Here is a 23,565-nt window from a genome sequence, read left to right on the forward strand (position 1 = left end):
CGGCGATCAGGGCGTGGGACGCACTGGCACCTTCGCCCGCGGCAGCAGCAGAAACGCCAACGTCCCCGCCGCCAGCATCCCGCTCACCGTGAGGAACACCGCGCGGAACGGTTCGCTGCCCTGGGCCACGGCCCAGGAGGCGGCCACGCCGGTGGTCCATTGCATCAGCGAGACGCCGAGGAACATCGCCATGTTGAGCAGCGCCATCGCGCGGCCCGTCACGGCCGCCGGGTAGGCGTTCTTGGTGTACGCGTACAGCAGCACGCTGTAGCCCGACAGCATGCCGTAGACGATCGGCAGGCCGATGTCGATGGCGCGCGACTGCGTGAGGGCCATGGCGGCGAACATCGCCGCGCCGGCGAAGGCGCAGCGCATCATCCAGCGCGTGCGGCGCGCGCCGCCGGGGTCGAGGCGGCCGAACAGCATGGGGCTGGCCATGCCGGCGACGGTCATCACCAGCGCCACGTTGCCGCTGGCCACGAGTGAGAGGCCGTGGCGGTCGTGCAGCACGGGGCCCAGCCACAGGCCGCGCAGTGTGATGAAGGCCGCGTACGACACGCAGGCGAAGCACAGCAGCCCGAGCGTGTGCGGCATGGCGAACAGCGGGAGCAGGTCGCGCACGGCCTGGCGCAGCGACTGGCGCTCGGGCGCGGGTTCGTCCGATGCGATCGTGGTGCGCGCGGGCTCGTGCACGCGCCAGAAGATGACGATCCACGAGAGCACGGCGAAGGCGGTCAGCGCGGCATAGCCGGCGCGCCACGAGGCGGCCTCGATCAGCAGCGCCAGCGGCGTGCCGGTGAACAGGATGCCCATGCCCGCGAGGCTCATCACCAGCCCCGACATGGAGGTGAAGCGCGCGGCGTCGAAGTGCCGCGCGATGAACACGGTGCAGGCCAGGAAGGCCGGCGCGCAGCCCACGCCGATCAGTGCCTGCCCCAGCAGCAGCGCGCCGAAGCCCGGCGCCACGGTGCACAGCGCGGCGCCCGCGATGGCGAGCGGAAAGGCGGTGAGCACGGTGCGGCGCACGCCGAAGTGGTCGATCGACACGCCCATCGCGAGCTGCATGATGCCGAAGGTGAAATGGAAGGTGCCGGCCCAGGTGCCCAGCGCCTGCGGCGTGAGGCCGAAGTGCTGCGTGAGCGGCGTGGCCATCATGGCGCCGACGGTGCGAAAGGCCTGGCTCAGCGCGAAGGCGGTGGCCAGTGCGACCAGCATGGCCGCGGCCGAGGTCGACCCGCGGGTCGGAGGCGGCGAAGCCGCGTGCTTGTTCATCGAAAGAGACGGAGACCGGAGAGAGAGAAGAGGGCGGCGTCGATGCTACCGGCATGTCGCGCCCCATGCAGAACGGCGCCCGAGGGCGCCGTTCGTTGCGTGTCTCCGAGGCGTCAGCGCCGGCGGAGGCCGGCACTGCGCAAGGCGCGCGTCAGGCCGCGGCCTTGACCTTCAGGCGCCAGGCGTGCAGCAGCGGCTCGGTGTAGCCGCTGGGTTGCTCGATGCCCTTGAACACGAGGTCTTGCGCGGCCTTGTAGGCGGCCGAGGTGTCGAAGTGGCCGGCCATCGGCTGGTACAGCGCGTCGCCGGCGTTCTGCTCGTCGACCACCTTGGCCATGCGCTGGAAGGCCTCGTCGACCTGCGCCTTGGTGACCACGCCGTGCAGCAGCCAGTTGGCGATGTGCTGGCTGGAGATGCGCAGCGTGGCGCGGTCTTCCATGAGGCCGACGTTGTGGATGTCGGGCACCTTCGAGCAGCCCACGCCCTGGTCGACCCAGCGCACCACGTAGCCCAGGATGCCCTGCACGTTGTTGTCGATTTCCTGCTGCTTCTCGGCGTCGGTCCACTTCGCCTCGGCGGCGATCGGCACCTGCAGCAGCGCGTTCAGGATGTTCTCGCGCTCGCCGTCGGCGTCGATCTTTTCCAGCTCTTGCTGCACCGCGGTCACGCTGACCTGGTGGTAGTGCAGCGCGTGCAGCGTGGCGGCGGTGGGCGAGGGCACCCAGGCGGTGTTGGCGCCGGCCTTGGGGTGGGCGATCTTCTGCTCGAGCATGGCAGCCATCAGGTCGGGCATGGCCCACATGCCCTTGCCGATCTGCGCCTTGCCGCGCAGGCCGCAGTTCAGGCCGACGAGCACGTTGTTCTTTTCGTAGGCGCCGATCCAGGCGCTGGACTTCATGTCGCCCTTGCGGATCATCGGGCCGCCCTGCATGGCGGTGTGCATCTCGTCGCCGGTGCGGTCCAGGAAGCCGGTGTTGATGAAGGCCACGCGCGCGGCGGCCTCGGCGATGCAGGCCTGCAGGTTCACGCTGGTGCGGCGCTCCTCGTCCATGATGCCGAGCTTGACGGTGTTGGCGGGCAGGCCGAGCAGTTGCTCGACGCGGCCGAACAGCTCGCTGGCGAAGGCGACTTCGGCCGGGCCGTGCATCTTGGGCTTGACGATGTAGATGCTGCCGGTGCGCGAGTTGCCCTTGCGCTTGACGTCGATCATGGCGATGGTGGTGGTGACCACGGCGTCCAGGATGCCTTCAGGGATTTCCTTGCCGCCTTCGTACAGGATGGCCGGGTTGGTCATCAGGTGGCCCACGTTGCGCAGGAACATGAGCGAGCGGCCGTGCAGTTTCAGCGGCTGGCCGTTGGCGCCGGTGTACTCGCGGTCGGCGTTCAGGCCGCGCGTGAAGGTCTTGCCGCCCTTGGCGACTTCTTCGGTCAGCGTGCCCTGCACGATGCCCAGCCAGTTCGCGTACGCGACGACCTTGTCGGCCGCGTCGACCACGGCCACCGAGTCTTCCAGGTCGAGGATGGTCGAGAGCGCGGCTTCGAGCACGAGGTCGCTCACGCCGGCCGCGTCGCTCTTGCCGATGGCGGTGCTGCGGTCGATGCGGATGTCCAGGTGGATGCCGTTGTGCTTGAGCAGCACCGACGACGGCGCGGCGGCATCGCCCTGGTAGCCGACGAACTGCGACGCATCGGCCAGGCCGGTGCTGCTGCCTTGCAGCGCGACGACCAGCTGGCCGTCCTTCACGCTGTAGCCGGTGGCGTTCTTGTGCGAGCCGTTGGCCAGCGGGGCGGCCTGATCGAGCACGTTGCGTGCGAACTCGATGACCTTGGCGCCGCGCACGGGGTTGTAGCCCTTGCCCTTTTCGGCGCCGCCGGTTTCGGGAATGGCGTCGGTGCCGTACAGCGCGTCGTACAGCGAACCCCAGCGCGCGTTGGCGGCGTTCAGGGCGTAGCGCGCGTTCAGGATCGGCACCACCAGCTGCGGACCGGCCTGCAGCGCGAGTTCGGAGTCGACGTTGGCCGTGGTGGCCTTCACGCCCTTGGGCTGCGGCAGCAGGTAGCCGATCTTTTCCAGGAAGGCGCGGTAGGCCGGCATGTCGGCGATCGGGCCGGGGTTCTTCTTGTGCCAGGCGTCGAGCTCGCTCTGCAGGCGATCGCGCTCGGCGAGCAGGGCGACGTTCTTGGGCGCCAGGTCATGGACGATGGCATCGAAGCCCTTCCAGAACACGTCGCTGGCCACGCCGCTGGCGGGCAGGACCTTTTCTTCGACGAAGCGGTGCAGTTCGGTCGCGACCTGGAGTCGGTGGGCGGTGGTGCGGTCGGTCATGTGTTTCTCCTTGGGGAACGCAATGCAAAAAACAGGAAATCGGGGGCGGCGCAGCAGTGGGGCGCACTTGCCCCAGGTGAAGCCATGGGAGAACTGTATTCGATACTTTGCGGGCCAGTAAGAGCCGAAAGTGAGATTTATCTGTGACAAAAATGAAGGTAATCGATAAGAGCCCAAGCGCCGCTTCAAAGGGTAGGCCCTGAGGCCGGAGCGGTGGCAGCTGTATATATTTAACTTCTTAAATAATCAGCTCCCGCCGCAATGATCCTCCTGGCTTCCAACGAAAACCCGCTCGGCATGCCCGAGTCGGCCCGCCGCGCCGCCGCCGCCGCCCTCGAAGGCGCGGGCAACTACCCCGACAGCAACGGCACCGCGCTCAAGCAGGCGCTGGCCGCGCGGCTGGACGTGCCGCCCGAGTGGCTCACGCTGGGCAGCGGGTCGAGCGAGATCCTCGAACTCGCGGCGCAGGTCAGCCTCAAGCCGGGCGAGAGCGTCGTCTATTCGCAGTACGGCTTCATCGTCTATGCGGCGGCCACGGCGCACGCCCACGCACGCGCCACCGTCGTGCCCTCGCGCGACTTCGGCCACGACCTGGACGCGATGCGCGCCGCCATCGGCGACGACACGAAGCTGGTCTTCGTGGCCAATCCGAACAACCCGACCGGCACCTTCATCGATGCTGCGCCGCTGCGCGAGTTTCTGCAATCGGTGCCCGCGCACGTGACGGTGCTGCTCGACGAGGCTTACACCGAGTACCTGTCGCCCGCGCAGCGCTACGACAGCATCGAATGGGTGCGGCGCCTGCCCAACCTGATCGTGGCGCGCACTTTTTCCAAGGCCTTCGGCCTGGCGGGGCTGCGCATCGGCTACGGCGTGTCGCAGCCGGCGCTCACGGCGCGCCTGAACGCGCACCGCCCGCGCTTCAACGTGACGACGCCGGCCCAGGCCGCGGCCGTGGCGGCGCTGGGCGACACGGACTTCCTGGCGCGCACCTACGAGCTCAACACCGCCGGGCGCGAACAGCTCGCCGCGGGCTTCGCCGCGCTGGGCCTGCCGCATGTGCCGTCGTCGGGCAACTTCGTGATGGTGCAGGTCGGCGATGCGCCGGCCGTGCACGCGCGCCTGCTGGCCGCCGGCATCGAGGTCTCGCTGCTCGGCCCCTACGGGCTGCCGCAATGGCTGCGCGTGAGCGTCGGCCTGCCGGCGCAGAACGAGGCGCTGCTGGCCGCGCTGCGCTGACGGCTACACGCACAGAGCACACCGAAGAACAACCACCCCGAGGAGACCGCCCCATGCAACGCCGCCAGTTCGCAGCGCAGGCCGCTGCCGTCATCACCGCCACGGCGCTCGCGCCGATGGCGTTCGCGCAGGAGCGCACGGTGCGCATCCTGATCGGCTTTCCGCCGGGCGGGTCGGCGGACGTGGTCGCGCGGATCCTGGCCGACAAGATGCGCGTGTCGCTCGGACAGAACGTCATCGTCGACAACAAGCCCGGCGCGGCCGGCCGGCTGGCGCTGGCCGAGCTCAAGCGCTCGCCGCCGGACGGCAGCGTGCTCATCTTCTCGCCCAGCGGCGCGATGGTGATCCACCCGTGGCTGTATTCGAACCTCGGCTACGACACGGTGAAGGACTTCACGCCGATCTCGCTCGGCAGCACCTTCGACTTCGCCGTGACGGCCGGGCCGGGCGCGCCGGCGGGCGACCTGAAGGCCGTGCTGGCCTGGATGAAGGCCAACCCGGGCAAGGCCAACTACGCAACCTCGGGCGCCGGCACGGTGCCGCACTTCGCGGGCCAGCTGCTGGCGCAGGCGGCGGGCGTGCCGATGACGCACGTCGCCTACCGCGGCGGCGCGCCGGCCGCGCAGGACCTCATCGGCGGACAGGTGCCGCTGATGGTCGACACCGCCTCGGAAACCATCGAGCACCACCGCGCGGGCAAGGTCCGCATCCTCGCGGTGACGGGCGAAAAGCGCAGCCGCGCGCTGCCCGACGTGCCGACGCTGAAGGAGGCCGGCATCAATGTGACGGCAGATGCCTTCTTCGGGCTGTACGGCCCGCCGGGCATGGCGCCCGAGCTGGTCGCGCGCATCGACAAGGCCGTGGCCGACGCGCTGCGCCTGCCCGATGTGCAGGAAAAGATCTACGCGCTGGGCCTCGTGCCGGCGCATGCGGGGCCGGCGGAACTGGCAAGCATCCAGGCGACGCACCTGAAGCGGTGGGAACTGCCGATCAAGAATTCCGGCTTCAAGGCGGAGTCCTGATGCTCAGACCTGCCCGCTGAGCGCCTTCGCCGCCGCGCGCACGGGCTCGATATAGCCCTCGTCATAGCGGTGCGTCGGCATCGTCAGCGTGACCGCCGCGGCCAGGCCGCCATCCGCATGGAACACCGGCGCCGAGATGCCCGCCAGCTCGGCTGTGCGGTCGCCCACCAGCGCGCAGTAGCCTTGCGCGCGGATCGCGTCGTACAGCTTGCGTTCCTTGGCGCCGCGCGGCCGTTCGGCCTCGGGCCCGAAGGCGATCAGCACGCGCGCGCCCGCGCCCCGGTCGTTGGGCAGCAGGTCGCCTGCGCGCACGTGGTCGCGCACGACGTGCGAGGAATCGACGCGGAACTGGCACAGCCGCACCCAGCTGTCGCCCTGGTCCTGCCGCACGTGGTACGCCGCGCTCTCGCCGGTGGCGGCGGCGAGCGTGCGCAGCACCGGCAGCACGAGGCGGTCGAGCGACTGCGACGCCGCGTACAGCCCGTGCAGCCGCGCGATCTCCAGCCCCAGCGCATAGCGCCCGTCGTCCTGCCGGCGGATCAGCCGCGCATGCTCGAGCGAGGCCAGCAGGCGCAGCACCGTGCTCTTGTACAGCTGCGTGCGCTCGGCGAACTGCGCGAGCGACAGCGCCTCGTCGCCGGGCCGGAAGGCCGACAGCAGGCTCAGCGCGCGGTCGACCGCGGCGGCGCCGCCGGGGGCGGCGTTGAGGTCGGACACCGATTCGGTCTGGGCTTTGCGGGGCATGGCGTGGCTTGACAGTCGGCGGGCTTGCCGATTTAATTCTGTTTAACAGAATATAGTTCTGCAAGATAGAACAGTCAAGAAAGCACCCGATGACCTCCCCCGACGTTCTCATCAGCGAGGTCGGTCCGCGCGACGGCCTGCAGTCCGTGAAGGCCACCATGCCCACGGCCGACAAGCTGCGCTGGATCGATGCGCTGCATGCCGCCGGGCTGCGCGAGATCGAGGTCGCCTCCTTCGTGCCCGCGAAGCTGCTGCCGCAGATGGCCGACGCCGCCGAGGTGGTGCGCCACGCGGTCACGCTGCCCGGCCTCGTGGTGATGGCGCTGGTGCCCAACCGCAAGGGCGCGCAGGCCGCGCTCGAGGCGGGCGTGCACAAGCTCACGATGCCGGTGTCGGCCAGCGTCGCGCATTCGCTGGCCAACGTGCGCAAGACGCCGACCGAGATGGTCGAGGAGGTGCGCGCCATCGCCGAGCTGCGCGGCGCCCTCGCACCGCAGGTGAAGCTCGAAGCGGGCATCTCCACCGCCTTCGGCTGCACGCTGCAGGGCTTGGTGCCGGAAGACGACGTGATCCGCCTGGCCGTGCAGTGCGTCGAGGCCGGCGCGCAGGAGGTCGGCCTGTCGGACACCGTGGGCTACGCCAACCCCGCGCAGGTGCGCCGCCTCTTCAAGCGGCTGCGCGCCGAACTCGGCGTGCACGCCGGCGCCGCCCACATGCACAACACGCGCGGCCTGGGCATTGCCAATTGCCTGGCCGCGTGGGACGAGGGCGTGCGCACCTTCGACGCCTCGCTTGGCGGCCTCGGCGGCTGCCCGTATGCGCCGGGCGCGTCGGGCAATGCCGTCACCGAAGACCTCGTCTTCATGTTCGAGGCCATGGGCGTGCGCACCGGCATCGACATCGACAAACTCATCGCGGCGCGTGCGCCGCTCAAGGCCGGCCTGCCCGGCGAGCCGGTCTACGGCATGACGCCCGAAGCCGGCCTGCCCAAGGGCTTTGTCCAGGAAACCCTCTCTCATGTCTGAAGCCAATCCCTTGCCCTACGCGGGCGTGCGCGTCGTCGAGTTCACCCACATGGTCATGGGGCCGACCTGCGGCCTGCTGCTGGCCGACCTGGGTGCCGAAGTCATCAAGGTCGAGCCCATCGAAGGCGACAACACGCGCCGCCTGCTGGGCTCGGGCGCGGGCTTCTTCCCGACCTTCAACCGCAACAAGAAGAGCATCGCGCTCGACCTGAAGAAGCCCGAGGGCGTGGAGGCCGCGCTGCGCCTGATCGCCACCGCCGACATCGTGAGCGAGAACTTCAAGCCCGGCACGATGAAGAAGCTGGGGCTCGATTACGACACGCTCGCCAAGCTCAACCCGCGCCTCATCTACGTGAGCCACAAGGGCTTCCTGCCCGGCCCCTACGACCACCGCACCGCCCTCGACGAGGTGGTGCAGATGATGGGCGGTCTGGCCTACATGACCGGCCGCGCCGGCGACCCGCTGCGCGCGGGCACCAGCGTGAACGACATCATGGGCGGCATGTTCGGCGCCATCGGTGCCATGGCCGCGCTGCGCCAGCGCGAGCTCACGGGCAAGGGCTGCGAGGTGCAGTCGGCGCTGTTCGAGAACAACGTGTTCCTCGTCGCGCAGCACATGATGCAGTTCGCCGCCACCGGCAAGGCCGCCGACCCGATGCCCAGCCGCATCTCGGCCTGGGCCGTGTACGACGTGTTCACCGTGAAGGACGGCGAGCAGATCTTCCTGGCGGCCGTGAGCGACAAGCAGTGGGCCATCTTCTGCAAAGCCTTCGGCCTCGAGGAGATGCTGGCCGACCCGCGCCTGAAGACCAACAACGACCGCGTGCGCGCACGCGAGTGGATGATGCCGATCCTGCGCTCGCACCTCGCCAACCACAGCGCGGCCGAACTGAGCGCGGTGTTCGAGCAGAACGAGCTGCCCTTCGCGCCCATCACCAAGCCGCAAGAATTGTTCGACGACCCGCACCTCAACGCCACCGGCGGCCTCGCGCCCGTGCGCATGAACGACGGCCACATGGCCAAGGTGCCGCTTGCGCCGTTCACGCTCGGCGGCGAACGCCCCGGCATCCGCCTGCAGCCGCCGCACATCGGCGAGCACAGCGCGGCGCTGCTGAAGGAAGTGGGCTACAGCGACGGCGACATCGCCGCGCTGCGGGCGCAAGGCGTCACGGCCGGCGACTGATCTTCGGTGGCGGGCGATATAGTTCCCGCGCCATGGACCGCCTCAAGCAGCTCGAATCCTTTGTCTCGGTCGCGACCCGCGGCAGCCTCACCGCGGCGGCCAAGGCGGAAGGCGTGGCGCCCGCGATCATGGGCCGGCGCATCGACGCGCTCGAAGAGCGCCTGGGCGTCAAGCTGCTGGTGCGCACCACGCGCCGCATCGCGCTCACGCACGAAGGCAGCGCCTTTCTCGAAGACTGCCAGCGCCTCCTGACCGAGTTCGCGAACGCCGAGGCCAGCGTGAGCGCCGGCGGCGTGAAGGCCAGCGGCCACCTGCGCGTGACCGCGCCGGCCGGCTTCGGCCGCCGCCACGTCGCGCCGCTGGTGCCGCGCTTTCATGCGCTGCATCCCGAGGTGACGATCTCGCTGAACCTCAGCGACCGCGTGGTCGACGTCACGGGCGAGAGCTTCGACTGCGCCGTGCGCGTGGGCGACCTGCCCGACTCGTCGCTCGTGAGCGTGCGCCTGGCCGACAACCGCCGCCGCTGCGTCGCCACGCCGGAGTTCCTGCGCCGCCACGGCGCGCCGAAGCACCCGAGCGAGCTGTCGCGTTTCGCCTGCCTCACGCTGTCGAGCGACGCCTCGCAGACGCGCGGCTGGGCCTTTCGCATTACCAGCGAGGAGGGCGTGCAGGAACTCATCCACCTGCGCCCCAGCGGCCCGCTCGATTGTTCCGACGGCCAGGTGCTGCACGACTGGTGCCTGGCGGGCCACGGCATCGCCTGGCGCAGCACCTGGGAGGTCGAGGCCGAGATCGACGCCGGCCTGCTCGTGCCCCTGCTCGACGACTTCGCCGCGCCGCCCAACGGCATCTATGCGGTGTTCACAGGCACCAAGCACCTGCCGCTGCGCGTGCGACTGTGGCTTGATTTCCTCAAAGCGCAGTACGGGCAGCCGGAATTCTGGGGCGGGCGGTCCTGAAATCGTGACCGGGCGGCACAATGCTTTTTGCATTTGCTTGCAACCCCGATGAAGAAAGTTTCCGATGACCCTCGAAGCCATCCTCGCCTACCTGCATCTGTTGGCCATCCTCACGATGGTCGTGTTCATCTCCAGTGAAGCTGCGCTGTGTCGCGTGCAATGGCTCAACGCCGCCGTGGTCGAGCGGCTGGCCAAGGTCGACATGGTCTACGGCATCGCCGCCATCGCGGTGCTGGCCACCGGCATCGCGCGCACCTGGTGGGGCGTGAAGGGCACGGCCTGGTACTGGACCAACCCGCTGTTGCACGTGAAGCTCACGCTGTTCATCATCGTAGGCGTGCTGTCGATCTTCCCGACGCTGACCTACTTCCGCTGGCGCAAGACGCTGCGCGCCACGGGCAAGCTGCCGGCAGAGGCCGACATCCTGAAGACGCGCAAGCTGGTGATGATCCAGGCGCACCTGATCGCGCTGATCCCGCTGGTGGCGGTGTTCCTGGCGCGCGGCTTCGGCAAGTAATCAACACAAAAGACAAAAGAAAAGGCCCGCATGAGCGGGCCCTTCGGGAGTAACAAATGTCAGCGCCACACGGCGCCGCGCCGGATCAGGCCTTGGCCGCGTCGGCTTCGCACTTCTTCATGAAGCTGTTCTTGGCGGCACCGGCCAGGGCCTTGCCGTTCTTGTCGAGGGCCTTGGCGGCGCAGGCGGGTCCGGCGGCGGCCTTGGTGCACTTCTTCATGAAGCTGTTCTTGGCGGCGCCGGCCAGGGGCTTGCCGTTCTTGTCGATGGCCTTGGCATCGCAGCTGGCGCCACCGGCGGGTGCGGCCGCAGCGGCAGGGGCTGCCGCAGGTGCGGCGGCGGCGGCGGGGGCCACGACCGGGGCGGGTGCCTTGTCCTGCGCGTAGGCGCTGAACGACAGGCAGGCGCCGAGCGCGACGGTGGAGGCGACCAGGGAAAGGAGCTTCTTCATGGTGGATATGTCCTTGCAAGGTTGGGTTGTGACAGACGCCCCGCCTCGGGGCCGACCATCCTAACGGGCGACATCGCCCATCGGATGACGATCGTTAACTGGGTCCGGGTTTGCCCCCGGTAAAATTCACAGATGCTATTGGTCAAACAGGAGCTGCTCGCGGCGCTCGCGAACACGCTCGAAACCCTCTCTCCCGGCGCCGGCGCCAAAGCCGCGTTCGAGTCGCCCAAGGTGGCGGCGCACGGCGATTTCGCCAGCACCGCTGCCATGCAGCTCGCCAAGCCGCTGGGGCGCAAGCCCCGCGAACTGGCCGAGGAACTGAGCGCTGCGCTGCTCGCCACCCCCGCTTTCGGCCAATGGGTCGAGGCCATCGAGATCGCCGGCCCCGGCTTCCTCAACATCCGCCTGAAGGCCGCCGCCAAGCAGCAGATCGTGCGCGAGGTGCTGGCCGCCGGCGAAACCTTCGGCCAGCAGCCCGCCACCGGCGAAAAGGTGCTGGTCGAGTTCGTGTCGGCCAACCCGACCGGTCCGCTGCACGTCGGCCACGGCCGCCAGGCCGCGCTGGGCGACGCCATCTGCAACCTGCAGGCCTCGCAGGGCCAGAGTGTGTGGCGCGAGTTCTATTACAACGACGCCGGCGTGCAGATCCAGACGCTGGCCAACAGCACCCAGCTGCGCGCCAAGGGCTTCAAGCCCGGCGACCCCGAGTGGCCCAGCGGCGAAAAAGCCCCGGCCTACAACGGCGACTACATCGCCGACATCGCCGAGGACTTCAAGGCGAAGAAGACCGTCAAGTCGGACGACCGCGAATACACCGCCAGCGGCGACATCGACGACCTGGACAGCATCCGCGAATTCGCCGTGGCCTACCTGCGCCGCGAGCAGGACCTGGACCTGCAGGCCTTCCGCGTGCGCTTCGACAACTACTACCTCGAGTCCAGCCTCTACACCAGCGGCCGCGTCGAGGCGGCGGTGGCCAAGCTCGTGGCCGCCGGCAAGACCTACGAGCAGGACGGCGCGCTGTGGCTGAAGTCGACCGACTATGGCGACGACAAAGACCGCGTGATGAAGAAGCAGGACGGCACGTACACCTACTTCGTGCCCGACGTCGCGTACCACATCGCCAAGTGGGAGCGCGGTTTCCACAAGGTCGTGAACATCCAGGGCACCGACCACCACGGCACCATCGCGCGCGTGCGCGCCGGCCTGCAGGCCGCGGGCGAAGGCATTCCCGAGGGCTACCCCGACTACGTGCTGCACACCATGGTGCGCGTCATGAAGGGCGGCGAAGAGGTCAAGATCAGCAAGCGCGCCGGCAGCTACGTCACGCTGCGCGACCTGATCGAATGGACCAGCACCGATGCCGTGCGCTTCTTCCTGCTCAGCCGCAAGCCCGACACCGAATACACCTTCGACGTCGACCTGGCGGTCACCAAGAACAACGACAACCCCGTGTACTACGTGCAGTACGCCCACGCGCGCATCTGCTCGGTGCTCGCGGCCTGGGGCGGCGACGTGGCCGCGCTCAAGGCGGTCGACCTGTCGCCGCTGGACAGCCCGGCGGCCCAGGCGCTGATGCTGCTGCTGGCCAAGTACCCGGCCATGCTGACGGCGGCAGCGAAGGATTTCGCCCCGCACGACGTGACTTTCTACCTGCGCGAACTCGCGGCCAGCTACCACAGCTACTACGATGCCGAGCGCATCCTGGTGGACGACGAGCCGGTCAAGCTGGCGCGTCTCGCACTCGTCGCAGCGGCCGCGCAGGTGCTGCACAATGGCCTCGCGATCCTCGGCGTCAGTGCGCCGAGCAAGATGTGAATCACCCTCTGAACATGAAGAAGACAAGCAGACAACGCGGCAACATCGTCATCGGGCTGATCATTGGCCTGGTGCTCGGTCTGGGCGTCGCCCTGGGCATCGCGGTCTACGTCACCAAGGTGCCGATCCCGTTCGTCAACAAGACGCAACGCGGCGGTGCCGAACAGGACGAAGCCGAAGCCCGCAAGAACCGCGACTGGGACCCGAACGCGCCGCTGGCCGGCAAGGCCGGCGCGCCCAAGCCGGCCGCCACGCCGCCGGCCGCCACGGCCACCGGCCCGGTGAACCCGATCACCGGCGCGCCCGCCACCGTGGCGCCCGGCACGCCGCCCGTCGCCACCGCGCCGGTCACCGCCCCGGCCCCTGTGGTGGTGGCGCCCAAGCCGGCGCGCCCCGCGCCGGTGCCGGCCGAAGCCAATGCCCTGCCGCCGTCGAACGATCCGCTGGGCGACCTGGCCCGGGCCCGCGCAGGCGGCAGCACGACCACCGCGTCCGCCGCGCCGAGCCACACGGCCGCCGCGCCGTCGTCGTCGGGTGCCGACCCCTTCATGTACTTCGTGCAGGCCGGCGCCTTCCGCACCACCGACGACGCCGAGGCGCAGCGCGCCAAGCTGTCGCTCATGGGTGTCGAGGCCAAGGTCACCGAGCGCGAGCAGGCCGGTCGCACGGTCTACCGCGTGCGCGCGGGCCCGTTCAACAAGAAGGACGACGCCGACCGGCTCAAGGAACGGCTCGACGGCGGCGGTCTCGAATCGGCGCTGGTGCGCGTGCAGCGCTGACCGACGCTTTTCCTGAACAGCCTTTAAGCTCTCGCCCGCGCGGCATTCGCCGCACTCGTTTGTCAATTCCAGCGCCTCGGTCGCGCCGCCCACGGGGAACTCCCGGCGGCGCGCCGGCTCTGTACTGCGGTACCCACAGGAGAACCTTTTCCATGAAACGTCGTGACTTTTCGCTGGCCGCCACTTCGATCGGGCTGCTTTCGCTGGCTGCCGTTCCGGCACACGCCCAGCGCGCCCCCAAGGCCGGCACCGATTTCCTCGTGCTCGACAAGCGCGTGCCCGTCGATGCACCCGCCGGCAAGGTCGAGGTGGTCGAGTTCTTCTCCTACAACTGCCCGCATTGCAACGACTTCGAGCCCTCGCTCGAAGCCTGGGTCAAGGCAGCCCCGAAGGAAGTGGCGTTCCGCCGCATCCCCGTGCCCTTCGTGGGCAACGACGTCGAGGCCAAGCAGCGCCTGTACTTCACGCTCGAAGCCATGGGCAAGCTGGACGAGTACCACTCGAAGGTGTTCGCCGCCATCCACGCGCAGCGCCAGAACCTGAACGGCGACGCCAACATCCAGGCCTGGGCCGAGCGTGCCGGCCTCGACGGCGCCAAGTTCAAGGAAACCTTTGCGTCCTTCGGCGTGGCCAGCAAGGCCCGCCGTGCGGCGCAGCAGACCGAGGCCTACAAGGTCGCCGGCGTGCCGGCCCTGGCCGTGGCGGGCCGCTGGTATGTCGACGGCGAAACCGCCGGCAGCATGTCCAAGGTGCTGCAGGTCGCGACCTTCCTCATCGGCGAAGCCAAGAAGGGCTGACCGACCCGGCGACCTGCTTTCTTGGTCGAATGCAAGGCCCGCTTCGGCGGGCTTTTTCATTGGCGGCGGTGGGCAATTGCCATCCCACGCATACAATGTTTCAGAGCAAGTTTCGTGCCTTTATGACATTGCCCTCCATCCCCACATTCCCCACCCTTCGTCGCCTCGGCCGCCTGGCTTTCGGCGCGCTGTTGCTGGCCGGTGCCGCCTCGGGCGCCCTGGCCGAAACCGCCGACCGCACCAAGCCGATGAACATCGAGTCCGACTCGATGCGCTACGACGACCTGAAACAGACCAGCGTGTTCACCGGCAACGTGCTGGTCACGAAGGGCACGATCATCATCCGCGGCGCGCGGCTGGACGTGCGCCAGGACGCCGAGGGCTACCAGTACGGCGTGGTCACGGCGGCGCCCGGCAAGCTGGCCTATTACAAGCAGAAGCGCAACGCCGGCGACGAGTGGATCGAGGGCGAGTCGGAAGTCATCGAGTACGACAGCCGCGCCGACAACGTCAAGTTCATCCGCCGCGCCGTCATGCGCCGGCTGATCGGCGCCACGGCCAACGACGAGAGCAGCGGCGCGCTGATCGTCTACGACCAGAGCAACGACACCTACACCGTCAACGGCTCCCTCGTGCCGCCGAACGCCGGCGTCTCGGCGGGCGGCGGCGGTCGCGTCAAGGCCATCCTCACGCCGAAGGCCACGCCGGCCCCGGCGGCGGGCGGTTCCGCACCCGCGGCCGGCGGCAAGAAGCCTGCGGCCCCGGCACCCACCCCCGCGCCCGGCGCCGGGCTGCGCCCGACCACCACGCTGGGCGGCACCGAAGGGGAAGGGCGCAAGTGATCGAAACCGCAGGAACCCAGGCCGCCGACGGCATTCCGGGCAGCCGCCTCGTGGCGCGCGGCCTCAAGAAGAGCTACGGCAGCCGCACGGTCGTCAAAGACGTCTCGCTCGACGTGCAAAAGGGCGAGGTCGTCGGACTGCTCGGCCCCAACGGCGCGGGCAAGACCACCTCGTTCTACATGATCGTCGGGCTGGTGCGCGCCGACGCCGGCGAGATCACCATCGACGGCGAGCCCATCGCCCACATGCCCATTCACCGCCGCGCGCGCATGGGCCTGAGCTACCTGCCGCAGGAAGCCTCGATCTTCCGCAAGCTCACGGTCGAGGAAAACGTGCGCGCCGTGCTCGAGCTGCAGCGCGAGCCCGACGCCAACGGCCGCATGATGCCGCTGACCAAGCAGCACACCGAAGAGCGCCTGGCCGACCTGCTGGCCGACCTGCGCGTGGACCACCTGCGCGATTCGCCCGCGCTCGCACTGTCGGGCGGCGAGCGCCGCCGCGTCGAGATCGCGCGCGCGCTGGCCACGCAGCCGCGCTTCATCCTGCTGGACGAGCCCTTCGCCGGCATCGACCCGATCGCCGTGATCGAGATCCAGCGGATCATCAGCTTCCTGAAAGAGCGCGGCATCGGCGTGCTCATCACCGACCACAACGTGCGTGAGACGCTGGGCATCTGCGATCACGCGTTCATCATCAGCGACGGGCACGTGCTGGCACAAGGCACACCCTCGGAGATCGTCGACAACGCCGAGGTACGCAGGGTGTACCTGGGCGAGCACTTCCGGATGTGACCGTGCGGCGAGGGTCAAGGATCATCGTGGCCGCCGTCCGCGCGGAGCTTCCTCGCGGGGGCCGCCGCGCACGGCCGCCCGAAGCGGCCGGCCCGCCCCCGGTAGGGGGTTGGCGTAGCGCGAAGCGCGCAGCCTGGGGGGGAGCCATTTCCTCATGAAGCAAGGGCTGTCCCTTCGCGTCTCGCAGCATCTGGCCTTGACGCCACAGCTGCAGCAGTCCATTCGCCTGCTCCAGCTCTCCACGCTCGAACTGAGCCAGGAAGTGGAGCAGATGCTGGACGAGAACCCGTTCCTCGAACGCACCGCGGAAGAAGCGGCGCGCGAGGAGTTCGGGCTGGACACGGCCGACGCGCCGGTGCCGCGCGACGACGTGGGCGAGGGGGAGGCCGAGTTCACGCCGTCCGCCGCCAGCACTTCCTCCACGTCCAGCGACACCAGCACCTCGACCCCCGACACCGACGGCCCCGCCGCCGAGATCGCCGAGCGCGAGCCCGATTGGGAAGGCGACGGCACTGTCGACATGGCGCCCGACGACAGCGAGTGGGGCAGCGATGCGCCCGCGCGCCAGAACAACCTGGGCGACGACGAGCGGGCCGACGCCACCGAACTCGCGCGCAGCCAGGAGTCGCTGCAGTCCTTCCTGCATCGCCAGGCGCTGAGCCTGCGCCTGAACGAAAACGACTGCGCCGCGCTGCGCTTCCTGATCGAATCGCTCAACGACGACGGCTACCTCGAAGACTCGCTGCCCGCGCTGGCCTCGGGCCTGGCGGGCGACGACAACGACCAGTTCGACGACCTCGTGCACCACTTCCAGGTGGCGCTGGGCCTGCTGCAGAGCCTGGAGCCGGTCGGCGTCGGTGCGCGCGACCTCGGCGAATGCCTGAGCATCCAGCTGAAGGCGCTCGCCAGCGAAGACGAGACCGAGGCCGAGGCGCTCATCCGCAAGACCGCCATCGCGATCTGCAAGCAGCCCATGGAGCTGCTCGCGCGGCGCGACTTCAAGCGCCTGGCCACGCTCACGCGCACCAACGAAGAGCTGGTGCGCTCGGCGCTGCAGATCATTGCGCGGCTCGAACCCAAGCCGGGGCGCCGTTTCGTCGATGTAGAGCGCAACATCGTCATTCCCGATGTGATCGTCACCAAGACCGGGCGCGGCACCAACGTGAAGTTCCGCGTCATGCTCAACCCCGAGGTCATGCCGCGCCTGCGCGTGCACGACATCTACGCCGGCGCGCTCAAGTCGCACAAGGGCGAGGGCAGCCAGGCGCTGTCGCAGCGGCTGCAGGAGGCGCGCTGGTTCATCAAGAACATCCAGCAGCGCTTCGACACCATCCTGCGCGTGAGCAACGCCATCGTCGAGCGCCAGAAGAGCTACTTCGTGCACGGCGAGCTGGCCATGCGCCCGCTGGTGCTGCGCGAGATCGCCGACGAGCTGGGCCTGCACGAGTCGACCATCTCGCGCGTGACCACCGCCAAGTACATGGCCACGCCCTTCGGCACGGTCGAGCTCAAGTACTTCTTCGGCTCGGCGCTGGGCACCGAGACCGGCGGCAACGCGTCGAGCACCGCGGTGCGCGCGCTGATCAAGCAGTTCGTGAGTTCCGAGAGCATCAAGAAGCCGCTGTCCGACAGCCAGATCTCCGAGATGCTGAAAGAGCAGGGCATCGAGTGCGCGCGCCGCACCGTCGCCAAGTACCGCGAAGCGCTGCGCATCGCACCCGCCAACCTGCGCAAGGCACTCTAGAAGACCGACGATGACGAGCCGCCTGCTGTCGCGCTGTGGGCATTGGGTGGTCGTCATCGCGGCGGCGCTGCTGTTTGCCGGCTGCGCCACGCTGCCCGACGAGGCACCGCGCCCGCCCACCAAGGCCATCGCCGTCTCGGCCGACACCGCGCTCGGCAAGATCGCGCTGGCCTCGCAGCCCGATCCCGACCTCAGCGGCTTTCGCCTGATGCCCGGCGGCGACTTCGCCTTCGACACGCGGCTGCAGCTGGCGCGCCGCGCGCAGCGCACGCTCGACGTGCAGTACTACCAGATCGAGAACGACGAGACCGGCCGCTACCTGCTGCGCACCCTGCGCGATGCGGCCCAGCGCGGGGTGCGCGTGCGCCTGTTGATGGACGACCTGTACACGTCCGGCGAAGACGAACTGCTGCTCGGCCTTGCCGCCACGCCGAACGTGGAGCTGCGCCTGTTCAACCCGTTCCCGGCCGGGCGCGGCAGCCTGCTCAAGCGCTTCACCGCATCGCTGTTCGACTTCAGCCGCGTCAACCGCCGCATGCACAACAAGCTCTTCATCGCCGACGGCGCGATGGCGGTGGCGGGCGGGCGCAACATCGGCAACCAGTACTTCCGCCGCACCACGGGCCCGAACTTCATCGACCTCGACACCTTCGTCACGGGTGCGCTGATCCCGCGCCTGGGCGTGCTGTTCGACCAGTACTGGAACAGCCCGCACGTGCGCCCGATCGGCGCGGTCGTGCACACCGACCTGCCGCGCGAAGAGCTGCAGCGCCGCTTCGACGCCGCCACCGGCCCCGACACCACGCCCCCACCGCCCAGGCCCGCGCCCAACGACCTGCTCGGCTACAGCCCCGTGGCCGACGACCTCGACGCCGGCAAGCTCGGCCTGATCTGGACCACCGCCGAGGCGTATGCCGATTCACCTGACCGCGTGATCGGCAAGACCGCGTCGTATGGCGGCGTGCCGCTGCTCGACGTGGACAGCGTGCGCTACAACGTGGTCGAGCAGATGCGCCGCGCGCGCAGCGAGGTGACGCTGGTGTCGCCCTACCTGATCCCGGGCGCGTCGGGGCTGGAGGTGATGCGCGAGATCCGCGGGCGCAACGTGAAGATCAGCGTGGTCACCAACTCGCTCGCCGCCACCGACGAACCGCTGGTGCACACCGCCTACCGCCGCTACCGCGCCGACATGCTCGCGTTGGGCGCCGAGCTGCACGAGCTGAGTTCCGCGCGCACGCGGCGCAGCGTGCGGCTGGGTTTGTTCGGCACCTCGGTAGGCCGGCTGCACGCCAAGTCGGCGGTGATCGACCAACGCATCCTGTTCGTGGGCTCGATGAATTTCGATCCGCGCTCCGAGGTCCACAACACCGAGATCGGCCTGTTCATCCGCAGCCCCGAGATGGCGCAGCAGACCTTGAAGCTGCTCGATGTGCTCAAGCAGCAGGGCGCCTACCGGCTGCGCTTTGCCGAAGGCGGCGATGCGGGAGCCACCGGCTCGCGGCGCATCGAGTGGGTCAGCGAGGAAGGCGGCAAGACCACCGTGCTGCACGAAGAGCCCGACTCGGGCTTCTGGGACCGCACCATGCTCGAACTGCTGTCGCCGCTCACGCCCGAGAGCCTGCTCTAGTGCCTCAGGTGCCGCGCACGGCCGACCACACGAGCCGCAGGCCCAGCAGGCCCATCACGCCGCCGGCCGCGCGGTCGATCCAGGTCTTGTAGCGCAGGTAGGCCGCGCGCGGCGCGGCCGAGGACAGCGCCAGCGCGACGATCGCGTACCAGCCCGTCTCGATGCAGAAGATCACGGCCGGCACGGCGAGCGCCAGCACCAGCGGCACCTCGCGCGGCAGGAAGGCCGCGAAGATGCTCGCGTACACCACCGCCGTCTTCGGGTTGCTGATCTGCGTGGCCAGGCCGAGCAGGAAGGTGCGTCCGCTGCGGCCTTGGCTGCGCGGCGAGGCGTCCGTGTCGGGCGTGATCGCGAGCGGCTGCCGCGCGCCGCGCCAGATGCGAAAGCCCAGGTAGATCAGGTAGGCGCCGCCGAAGGCCTTGATCGCGAGGTACAGCGCCGGCACCGCGAGGAACGCTGCCTGCAGCCCGGCCAGCGCCGCGATGGAGAACGCCAGCCCGCCGGCGCCCATGCCCAGCGCCGCCGCGAGCCCGTCGCTGCGCGAGGCCACGGCGGTGCGCGCCACCATCACGAAGCTCGGGCCGGGGCTCATCGCGCCCACGGCCATGGCGCCGGCAATGCCGAGCAGGGACAGGAGGTGGGCGTCGGTCATGGGTGGGCTCCGGTGGGGGATGGGTTCATTGCACGTTCACGGCTTCGACCTGCACCAGCAGCTTCACCTTGTTCTCGAAGCCGAAGTTCAGGCCCCAGGTGATGCCCCAGTCGCTGCGCTGCACGGTGGCCTCGAAGTCGCCGCCGCAGACCTGGCGGTTGATGAGCGGGTTCAGGTAGCAGTTGAAGCGCACGGCCTTCAGCGTCACCGGCTTGGTCTGGCCCATGAGCGTGAGCGTGCCGGGCACGTCGGTCACCTTGTCGCCGCTGAAGTCGATGCGCTCGGCCACGAAGCGGCCGGTGGGGAATTCGGCCACGTTGAAGAAGTCCTTGCTCTGCACGTGGCGGTTGAGCAGGTCGACGCCGGTGTTGATGGAGCTGATGTCCATCGTGATGTCGACCTTGCCGCTGGCGCCGGTGCCGTCGATCTGCACCGAACCGTCCTTGGTGCTGAAGCGGCCGCGATTGGTGGTGGTGCCGTAGTGGCCCATCTCGTACATGACGAAGGTGTGGGTCGGGTCGATCACGTAGCTCGCGTTTTTGGCCGGCCCGCCCGCGGGCTTGGCGGCCAGCGGCGGCGCGGTGTATTCCTGGGCCGTTGCGGCCAGGGGCAGGGCCGCGCCCGCGCAAAGGGCCGCGGCGAAGAAGAGCTTGTTCATGGCAAAGGAAGAGAGATGCATGGGAAATGAAATCGTCGTCACAGCGGCCCGAGGCCCGCGAGCGTCAGCTTGAAGCGCACCTGCACCTCGTTGCCGACCACCGAGGTGTCGGTCCATTCGCCGTCGCCCACCTTGTAGTCGAGCCGCTGGATCGTGAGCGTGCCCGTGGCGACCGAGTAGGCGCCGCCCGACGACACGATGCTCACGGGCACCGTCACGTACTTGCTGACGCCCTTGATGGTGAGCTTGCCGGCCATCTCGAAGCGGCCCTCGCCCAGCGCCTTGATGGCGCTCGAGCGGAAGCTGGCCTGCGGGAAATGCGCGGTGTCGAACCAGGTCGGCTTGGGCAGCTCGGCATCGCTCATGGGCACGCCGAAGCCGGCGCTGGCGGTGTCGATCTGCAGCACGACCGAGCCGCCCTCGGGCTTCTTCGGGTCGAAGGCGACCTGCGCGTCGAAGCGCTTGAAGCTGCCTTCCACCGGCACGCCCATCTGCTTGCTGACGAAGGCGATCTGGCTCTTCTCGGGCACCAGCTTCGCGGTGGTGGCCGGCACGGGTTCGGCCGCGGCGTGCAGCGCGAGACCGAGGAGGGCGGCGGCGCCCCACAAAAGACGGGTCGTCATCCGGCGGATTCCTTGCGTGGCGCGGGCCACATGCGTTGCAACAGACCGTCGTGGTCGATCCAGTGGTGCTTGAGCGCCGCCGCCACGTGCAGCAGCGTGACGCCGGCCAGCAGGAAGGCGCTGCGCTGGTGCAGCGGCTTGAGCACGGCCTCGGCGAAGTCCTTGTCGACCGCCACCAGGTCGGGCAGCGGCAGCAGGCCGAACCACACGACCGGCACGCCCATGCCCGAGCTGTAGGCCCAGCCGAACAGCGGGACCGCGAAGAACAGCAGGTACATCAGCGCATGGCTGATGCGGTGCGCGGCCCGCTGCCAGGCCGGCATGGCCGCCAGCACCCGCGCGGACAGCGGCGGCGGGCGGTGCGTGAGGCGCCACAGCAGCCGCAGCGCCGACAGCAGGAGGATGGTGATGCCGGCCCACTTGTGCCAGCTGTAGAGCTTCAGGCGCTGGGGCGAGAAGGGCAGGCCCGTCATGTAGAGCCCGACGCCGAGCGAGCCGACGATCATCGCCGCGAGCAGCCAGTGCAGGGCCATCGCGACCCGCCCGTAGCGGGGCTCGCGCAGGGCGGCGGCGCCAACGGCAGGGGCGGAAAGTGGTTCGACGGACATCGGGGCAGGGGCGGCGGCGGCCTGTGCGCGGAGCATAGCTCGGAAGCGATGACACCGCAGCGGGGCCGGCCCCCGCCGAGCGCTACGACGGCGACGGCGGTTGTTGTTGCTGCTGAGCCCGCAGCAGCACGCGCCGCAGCGCGTCCGGCTGCACCGGCTTGCGCAGCGCATGCCAGCCGCGCGCGGCGGCCAGCTGCTGCGTGGCTTCGGTGATGTCGGCCGAGATCAGCGCGATCGTCAGCGCGGGCTTGCGCTGCGCCAGTCGCTCGGCCAGCGCGATGCCGTTGAACGCGCCGGGCAGGCGGATGTCGCACAGCGCCGCGTCGAGCGCGTCCAGGTCGGCCAGTGCGAGCGCCTCGGCGGCGCTGGCGTAGATGCGCGGCGCCACGTGCCAGTGCCGCAGCAGCGCCGAGAGGCTGTCGGCCACCACGATGTTGTCCTCGACCACCAGCACGGCCAGGCCGGGGCGCAGCACGGCATCGGCGTCGGGCTCGTCCATCGCCACGGAGGGCGCGGGGGCCGGCATGGCCGCCGCACCGGGGCGGGCCGCCGGCAGCTCGAAGCTGAAGACCGAGCCCTTGCCCGGCGCCGAGCGCAGCGCGACCTCGATGCCCAGCTGCCCCGCCAGCCGCCGCACGATCGCCAGCCCCAGGCCGTGGCCGTGCTGCAGGTTGCGCTCCACGTTGCCGACCTGCTCGAAGTCGTCGAACACGCGCGTCTGCGACTCGGCCGCGATGCCGATGCCGCTGTCGCGCACCTCGACGCGCCACGCGCGCCCGGTGTCGGTGCCGGGCCGGCGGCGCGCCCGGACGGCCAGCAGCACGCGCCCGCGCGGAGTGAACTTGAGGGCGTTGTCCAGCAGGTTGGAGAGCACGCGGCGCAGCGCCACGGCGTCGGTCCAGGCCACCGCCTCGGCCGGGCAGCGCACCGCGACGCGGCCTTCGCCGGCCTGGCGCGCCAGCTCGTTCAGCAGCGGCGCGAGCGCCACCGCCGCCGGGCGCAGCGGATCGACCGCGGCCTCGATGCGGCCGATTTCGAGCAGCTGGTTGGTCAGGCCCTCGAGCGCCTGCTGCGCGCGCGAGAGCGAGGCCACCGTGTGCTGCACCGCCGCGCTGTCGGTGCCGTGCTGCAGCTGCTGGCGCAGCACCTCGGCCTGCAGCCCGATGGCCATCACCGGCTGGCGCAGGTCGTGGTTGGCCGCCGAGAAGAAGCGCAGCCGCTCGGCCTGCGCCTGCTCGGAGGCGCGCAGGCCGGCCAGCGCCTGTTCGCGCAGCGTGCGCTCGTTCAGGCGCAGGCCGATGTTCTCCTCGAGCTGGCGCGAATGGTCGGCCACCAGCTTCCACATCATCGCGGTCAGGCCGATGCCGATCACCGCGACCGCCATCATCACCGGCGCCCCGAGCCACAGGCCCGTGACGATCACCGGCGCCAGCAGCAGCGTGATCGCCAGCTGCGTGGCCGGCGTGTAGAACGACACCGAGAACGCCGACGACAGCGTCATGCCCATCAGGATGAGGCCCAGCAGCAGCTGCAGGTCGGGCTGCTCGGGGTTGAACAGCAGCACGCCCGCCAGGCCGTGCGCCAGCTCCCAGATGGCCGTGCGCAGCGTGTGCTGGCGCTGCGCGGCGCGCAGGGTGGCGGGGGTGAAGGGCTCGGGCAGGCGCTGGGGAAAGAAGCCGCGCATCACCGTGACCCCGGTGACCAGCGCCAGCCAGGCCAGCGCGCGCACCGGCGAGAACTGCCAGGCGAAGAGCGCCGCCACGCCGCAGTTGAGCAGGTACTGCACCAGCAGCACCGGCCCGAGCGGGCGGATCGACAAGCGCAGCACTTCGCACTGGATCGCGAAGCGGTGGTCGCCGTCGCGGGCGTCTGCCGGGGGGCCGCGGAG

General features: G+C 69.6%; 21 protein-coding genes and 1 pseudogene. 13 read left to right on the plus strand and 9 right to left on the minus strand.

Translation table 11 applies throughout. From position 1 onward, the window contains the following. Window positions 1–6 precede the first annotated feature (6 nt). Together AC07XP_RS08820 and AC07XP_RS08825 are read right to left on the minus strand one after the other, a co-directional pair. The gene (locus AC07XP_RS08820; protein WP_495264399.1) at window positions 7–1,272 is read right to left on the minus strand and encodes an MFS transporter; all 1,266 of its coding nucleotides are present in this window, start codon (window positions 1,270–1,272) and stop codon (window positions 7–9) included. 151 nt (window positions 1,273–1,423) lie between these two features. After that, entirely contained in the window at window positions 1,424–3,598 is a 2,175-nt protein-coding gene (locus tag AC07XP_RS08825) for a malate synthase G (protein ID WP_447740554.1), read from the minus strand. A gap of 255 nt (window positions 3,599–3,853) precedes the next feature. On the opposite strand from AC07XP_RS08825, the pseudogene hisC reads away from it, so the two are divergent. Then, window positions 3,854–4,837 (plus strand): annotated as a pseudogene (gene hisC / locus AC07XP_RS08830) (histidinol-phosphate transaminase); the annotation flags it as partial. Between the two features lie 53 nt (window positions 4,838–4,890). After that, window positions 4,891–5,859: a Bug family tripartite tricarboxylate transporter substrate binding protein gene (locus AC07XP_RS08835; RefSeq protein WP_495264400.1), complete on the plus strand. Its 969-nt coding sequence runs from the start codon at window positions 4,891–4,893 to the stop codon at window positions 5,857–5,859. A gap of 3 nt (window positions 5,860–5,862) precedes the next feature. On the opposite strand, the gene AC07XP_RS08840 is transcribed toward AC07XP_RS08835, so the two are convergent. Further along, window positions 5,863–6,603 (minus strand): IclR family transcriptional regulator, encoded by a 741-nt coding sequence (locus tag AC07XP_RS08840; protein ID WP_489059975.1) that lies wholly within the window; start codon window positions 6,601–6,603, stop codon window positions 5,863–5,865. An 89-nt stretch (window positions 6,604–6,692) separates the two neighbouring features. Here AC07XP_RS08840 and AC07XP_RS08845 point away from each other — a divergent pair, with 89 nt between their 5' ends. The 4 genes from AC07XP_RS08845 (at window position 6,693) to AC07XP_RS08860 (ending at window position 10,287) form a co-directional block, all read left to right on the plus strand. Next, window positions 6,693–7,628 carry a hydroxymethylglutaryl-CoA lyase gene (locus AC07XP_RS08845; RefSeq protein ID WP_139702179.1) on the plus strand — a complete coding sequence of 312 codons (936 nt, stop codon included), beginning with the start codon at window positions 6,693–6,695 and terminating at the stop codon, window positions 7,626–7,628. Further along, window positions 7,621–8,811: a CaiB/BaiF CoA transferase family protein gene (locus AC07XP_RS08850; RefSeq protein ID WP_070063729.1), complete on the plus strand. Its 1,191-nt coding sequence runs from the start codon at window positions 7,621–7,623 to the stop codon at window positions 8,809–8,811. The genes AC07XP_RS08845 and AC07XP_RS08850 overlap by 8 nt, the downstream gene beginning before the upstream one ends. Window positions 8,812–8,843: 32 nt before the next feature. Beyond that, window positions 8,844–9,770 carry a LysR family transcriptional regulator gene (locus tag AC07XP_RS08855; RefSeq protein WP_070063730.1) on the plus strand — a complete coding sequence of 309 codons (927 nt, stop codon included), beginning with the start codon at window positions 8,844–8,846 and terminating at the stop codon, window positions 9,768–9,770. A gap of 64 nt (window positions 9,771–9,834) precedes the next feature. Further along, window positions 9,835–10,287, plus strand: a complete 453-nt coding sequence (locus AC07XP_RS08860) for a DUF2214 family protein (RefSeq protein ID WP_056584391.1) — start codon at window positions 9,835–9,837, stop codon at window positions 10,285–10,287. An 85-nt stretch (window positions 10,288–10,372) separates the two neighbouring features. Here AC07XP_RS08860 and AC07XP_RS08865 read toward each other — a convergent pair whose 3' ends face one another. Beyond that, complete coding sequence (locus tag AC07XP_RS08865) at window positions 10,373–10,738, minus strand: hypothetical protein (RefSeq protein ID WP_095949699.1); 366 nt, start codon at window positions 10,736–10,738, stop codon at window positions 10,373–10,375. A gap of 132 nt (window positions 10,739–10,870) precedes the next feature. Between AC07XP_RS08865 and argS the strand changes: the two genes are divergently transcribed. The 7 genes from argS (at window position 10,871) to AC07XP_RS08900 (ending at window position 19,136) form a co-directional block, all read left to right on the plus strand. Next, the gene (gene argS, locus AC07XP_RS08870; protein WP_070063731.1) at window positions 10,871–12,556 is read left to right on the plus strand and encodes an arginine--tRNA ligase; all 1,686 of its coding nucleotides are present in this window, start codon (window positions 10,871–10,873) and stop codon (window positions 12,554–12,556) included. Between the two features lie 14 nt (window positions 12,557–12,570). After that, window positions 12,571–13,335 carry an SPOR domain-containing protein gene (locus tag AC07XP_RS08875; protein WP_095949698.1) on the plus strand — a complete coding sequence of 255 codons (765 nt, stop codon included), beginning with the start codon at window positions 12,571–12,573 and terminating at the stop codon, window positions 13,333–13,335. A gap of 152 nt (window positions 13,336–13,487) precedes the next feature. After that, window positions 13,488–14,132, plus strand: a complete 645-nt coding sequence (locus AC07XP_RS08880; protein WP_062483056.1) for a thiol:disulfide interchange protein DsbA/DsbL — start codon at window positions 13,488–13,490, stop codon at window positions 14,130–14,132. A gap of 122 nt (window positions 14,133–14,254) precedes the next feature. Next, entirely contained in the window at window positions 14,255–14,974 is a 720-nt protein-coding gene (lptA, locus tag AC07XP_RS08885) for a lipopolysaccharide transport periplasmic protein LptA (protein WP_495264401.1), read from the plus strand. Continuing rightward, window positions 14,971–15,765 carry an LPS export ABC transporter ATP-binding protein gene (lptB, locus tag AC07XP_RS08890; RefSeq protein WP_062480328.1) on the plus strand — a complete coding sequence of 265 codons (795 nt, stop codon included), beginning with the start codon at window positions 14,971–14,973 and terminating at the stop codon, window positions 15,763–15,765. Before lptA ends, lptB begins: the two co-directional genes overlap by 4 nt. Window positions 15,766–15,919: 154 nt before the next feature. Continuing rightward, window positions 15,920–17,509 carry an RNA polymerase factor sigma-54 gene (rpoN, locus tag AC07XP_RS08895; protein WP_495264402.1) on the plus strand — a complete coding sequence of 530 codons (1,590 nt, stop codon included), beginning with the start codon at window positions 15,920–15,922 and terminating at the stop codon, window positions 17,507–17,509. A 10-nt stretch (window positions 17,510–17,519) separates the two neighbouring features. Further along, entirely contained in the window at window positions 17,520–19,136 is a 1,617-nt protein-coding gene (locus AC07XP_RS08900; RefSeq protein ID WP_495264403.1) for a phospholipase D family protein, read from the plus strand. A gap of 4 nt (window positions 19,137–19,140) precedes the next feature. On the opposite strand, the gene AC07XP_RS08905 is transcribed toward AC07XP_RS08900, so the two are convergent. From AC07XP_RS08905 to AC07XP_RS08925, 5 genes are all read right to left on the minus strand, one after another. Beyond that, entirely contained in the window at window positions 19,141–19,788 is a 648-nt protein-coding gene (locus tag AC07XP_RS08905; protein WP_095743356.1) for a LysE family translocator, read from the minus strand. 25 nt (window positions 19,789–19,813) lie between these two features. After that, complete coding sequence (locus AC07XP_RS08910; RefSeq protein ID WP_070063738.1) at window positions 19,814–20,446, minus strand: YceI family protein; 633 nt, start codon at window positions 20,444–20,446, stop codon at window positions 19,814–19,816. Window positions 20,447–20,484: 38 nt separating this feature from the next. Further along, on the minus strand, window positions 20,485–21,069 hold the full coding sequence (locus AC07XP_RS08915; RefSeq protein WP_307697031.1) for a YceI family protein: 585 nt from the start codon (window positions 21,067–21,069) through the stop codon (window positions 20,485–20,487). After that, entirely contained in the window at window positions 21,066–21,677 is a 612-nt protein-coding gene (locus tag AC07XP_RS08920) for a cytochrome b (protein WP_495264404.1), read from the minus strand. The genes AC07XP_RS08915 and AC07XP_RS08920 overlap by 4 nt, the downstream gene beginning before the upstream one ends. Before the next feature lie 82 nt (window positions 21,678–21,759). Continuing rightward, on the minus strand, window positions 21,760–23,517 hold the full coding sequence (locus AC07XP_RS08925; protein ID WP_495264405.1) for a sensor histidine kinase: 1,758 nt from the start codon (window positions 23,515–23,517) through the stop codon (window positions 21,760–21,762). Window positions 23,518–23,565 lie beyond the last annotated feature (48 nt).

The organism is Variovorax sp. GW531-E2 (genome assembly GCF_059423125.1).

Bases quoted from the DNA above. Each gene is read 5' to 3' on its own strand.
- AC07XP_RS08820 (WP_495264399.1), bottom strand. From the start codon at position 1,272: ATGAACAAGCACGCGGCTTCGCCGCCTCCGACCCGCGGGTCGACCTCG.
- AC07XP_RS08825 (WP_447740554.1), bottom strand. From the start codon at position 3,598: ATGACCGACCGCACCACCGCCCACCGACTCCAGGTCGCGACCGAACTG.
- AC07XP_RS08835 (WP_495264400.1), top strand. From the start codon at position 4,891: ATGCAACGCCGCCAGTTCGCAGCGCAGGCCGCTGCCGTCATCACCGCC.
- AC07XP_RS08840 (WP_489059975.1), bottom strand. From the start codon at position 6,603: ATGCCCCGCAAAGCCCAGACCGAATCGGTGTCCGACCTCAACGCCGCC.
- AC07XP_RS08845 (WP_139702179.1), top strand. From the start codon at position 6,693: ATGACCTCCCCCGACGTTCTCATCAGCGAGGTCGGTCCGCGCGACGGC.
- AC07XP_RS08850 (WP_070063729.1), top strand. From the start codon at position 7,621: ATGTCTGAAGCCAATCCCTTGCCCTACGCGGGCGTGCGCGTCGTCGAG.
- AC07XP_RS08855 (WP_070063730.1), top strand. From the start codon at position 8,844: ATGGACCGCCTCAAGCAGCTCGAATCCTTTGTCTCGGTCGCGACCCGC.
- AC07XP_RS08860 (WP_056584391.1), top strand. From the start codon at position 9,835: ATGACCCTCGAAGCCATCCTCGCCTACCTGCATCTGTTGGCCATCCTC.
- AC07XP_RS08865 (WP_095949699.1), bottom strand. From the start codon at position 10,738: ATGAAGAAGCTCCTTTCCCTGGTCGCCTCCACCGTCGCGCTCGGCGCC.
- argS (WP_070063731.1), top strand. From the start codon at position 10,871: ATGCTATTGGTCAAACAGGAGCTGCTCGCGGCGCTCGCGAACACGCTC.
- AC07XP_RS08875 (WP_095949698.1), top strand. From the start codon at position 12,571: ATGAAGAAGACAAGCAGACAACGCGGCAACATCGTCATCGGGCTGATC.
- AC07XP_RS08880 (WP_062483056.1), top strand. From the start codon at position 13,488: ATGAAACGTCGTGACTTTTCGCTGGCCGCCACTTCGATCGGGCTGCTT.
- lptA (WP_495264401.1), top strand. From the start codon at position 14,255: ATGACATTGCCCTCCATCCCCACATTCCCCACCCTTCGTCGCCTCGGC.
- rpoN (WP_495264402.1), top strand. From the start codon at position 15,920: ATGAAGCAAGGGCTGTCCCTTCGCGTCTCGCAGCATCTGGCCTTGACG.
- AC07XP_RS08900 (WP_495264403.1), top strand. From the start codon at position 17,520: ATGACGAGCCGCCTGCTGTCGCGCTGTGGGCATTGGGTGGTCGTCATC.
- AC07XP_RS08905 (WP_095743356.1), bottom strand. From the start codon at position 19,788: ATGACCGACGCCCACCTCCTGTCCCTGCTCGGCATTGCCGGCGCCATG.
- AC07XP_RS08910 (WP_070063738.1), bottom strand. From the start codon at position 20,446: ATGAACAAGCTCTTCTTCGCCGCGGCCCTTTGCGCGGGCGCGGCCCTG.
- AC07XP_RS08915 (WP_307697031.1), bottom strand. From the start codon at position 21,069: ATGACGACCCGTCTTTTGTGGGGCGCCGCCGCCCTCCTCGGTCTCGCG.
- AC07XP_RS08920 (WP_495264404.1), bottom strand. From the start codon at position 21,677: ATGTCCGTCGAACCACTTTCCGCCCCTGCCGTTGGCGCCGCCGCCCTG.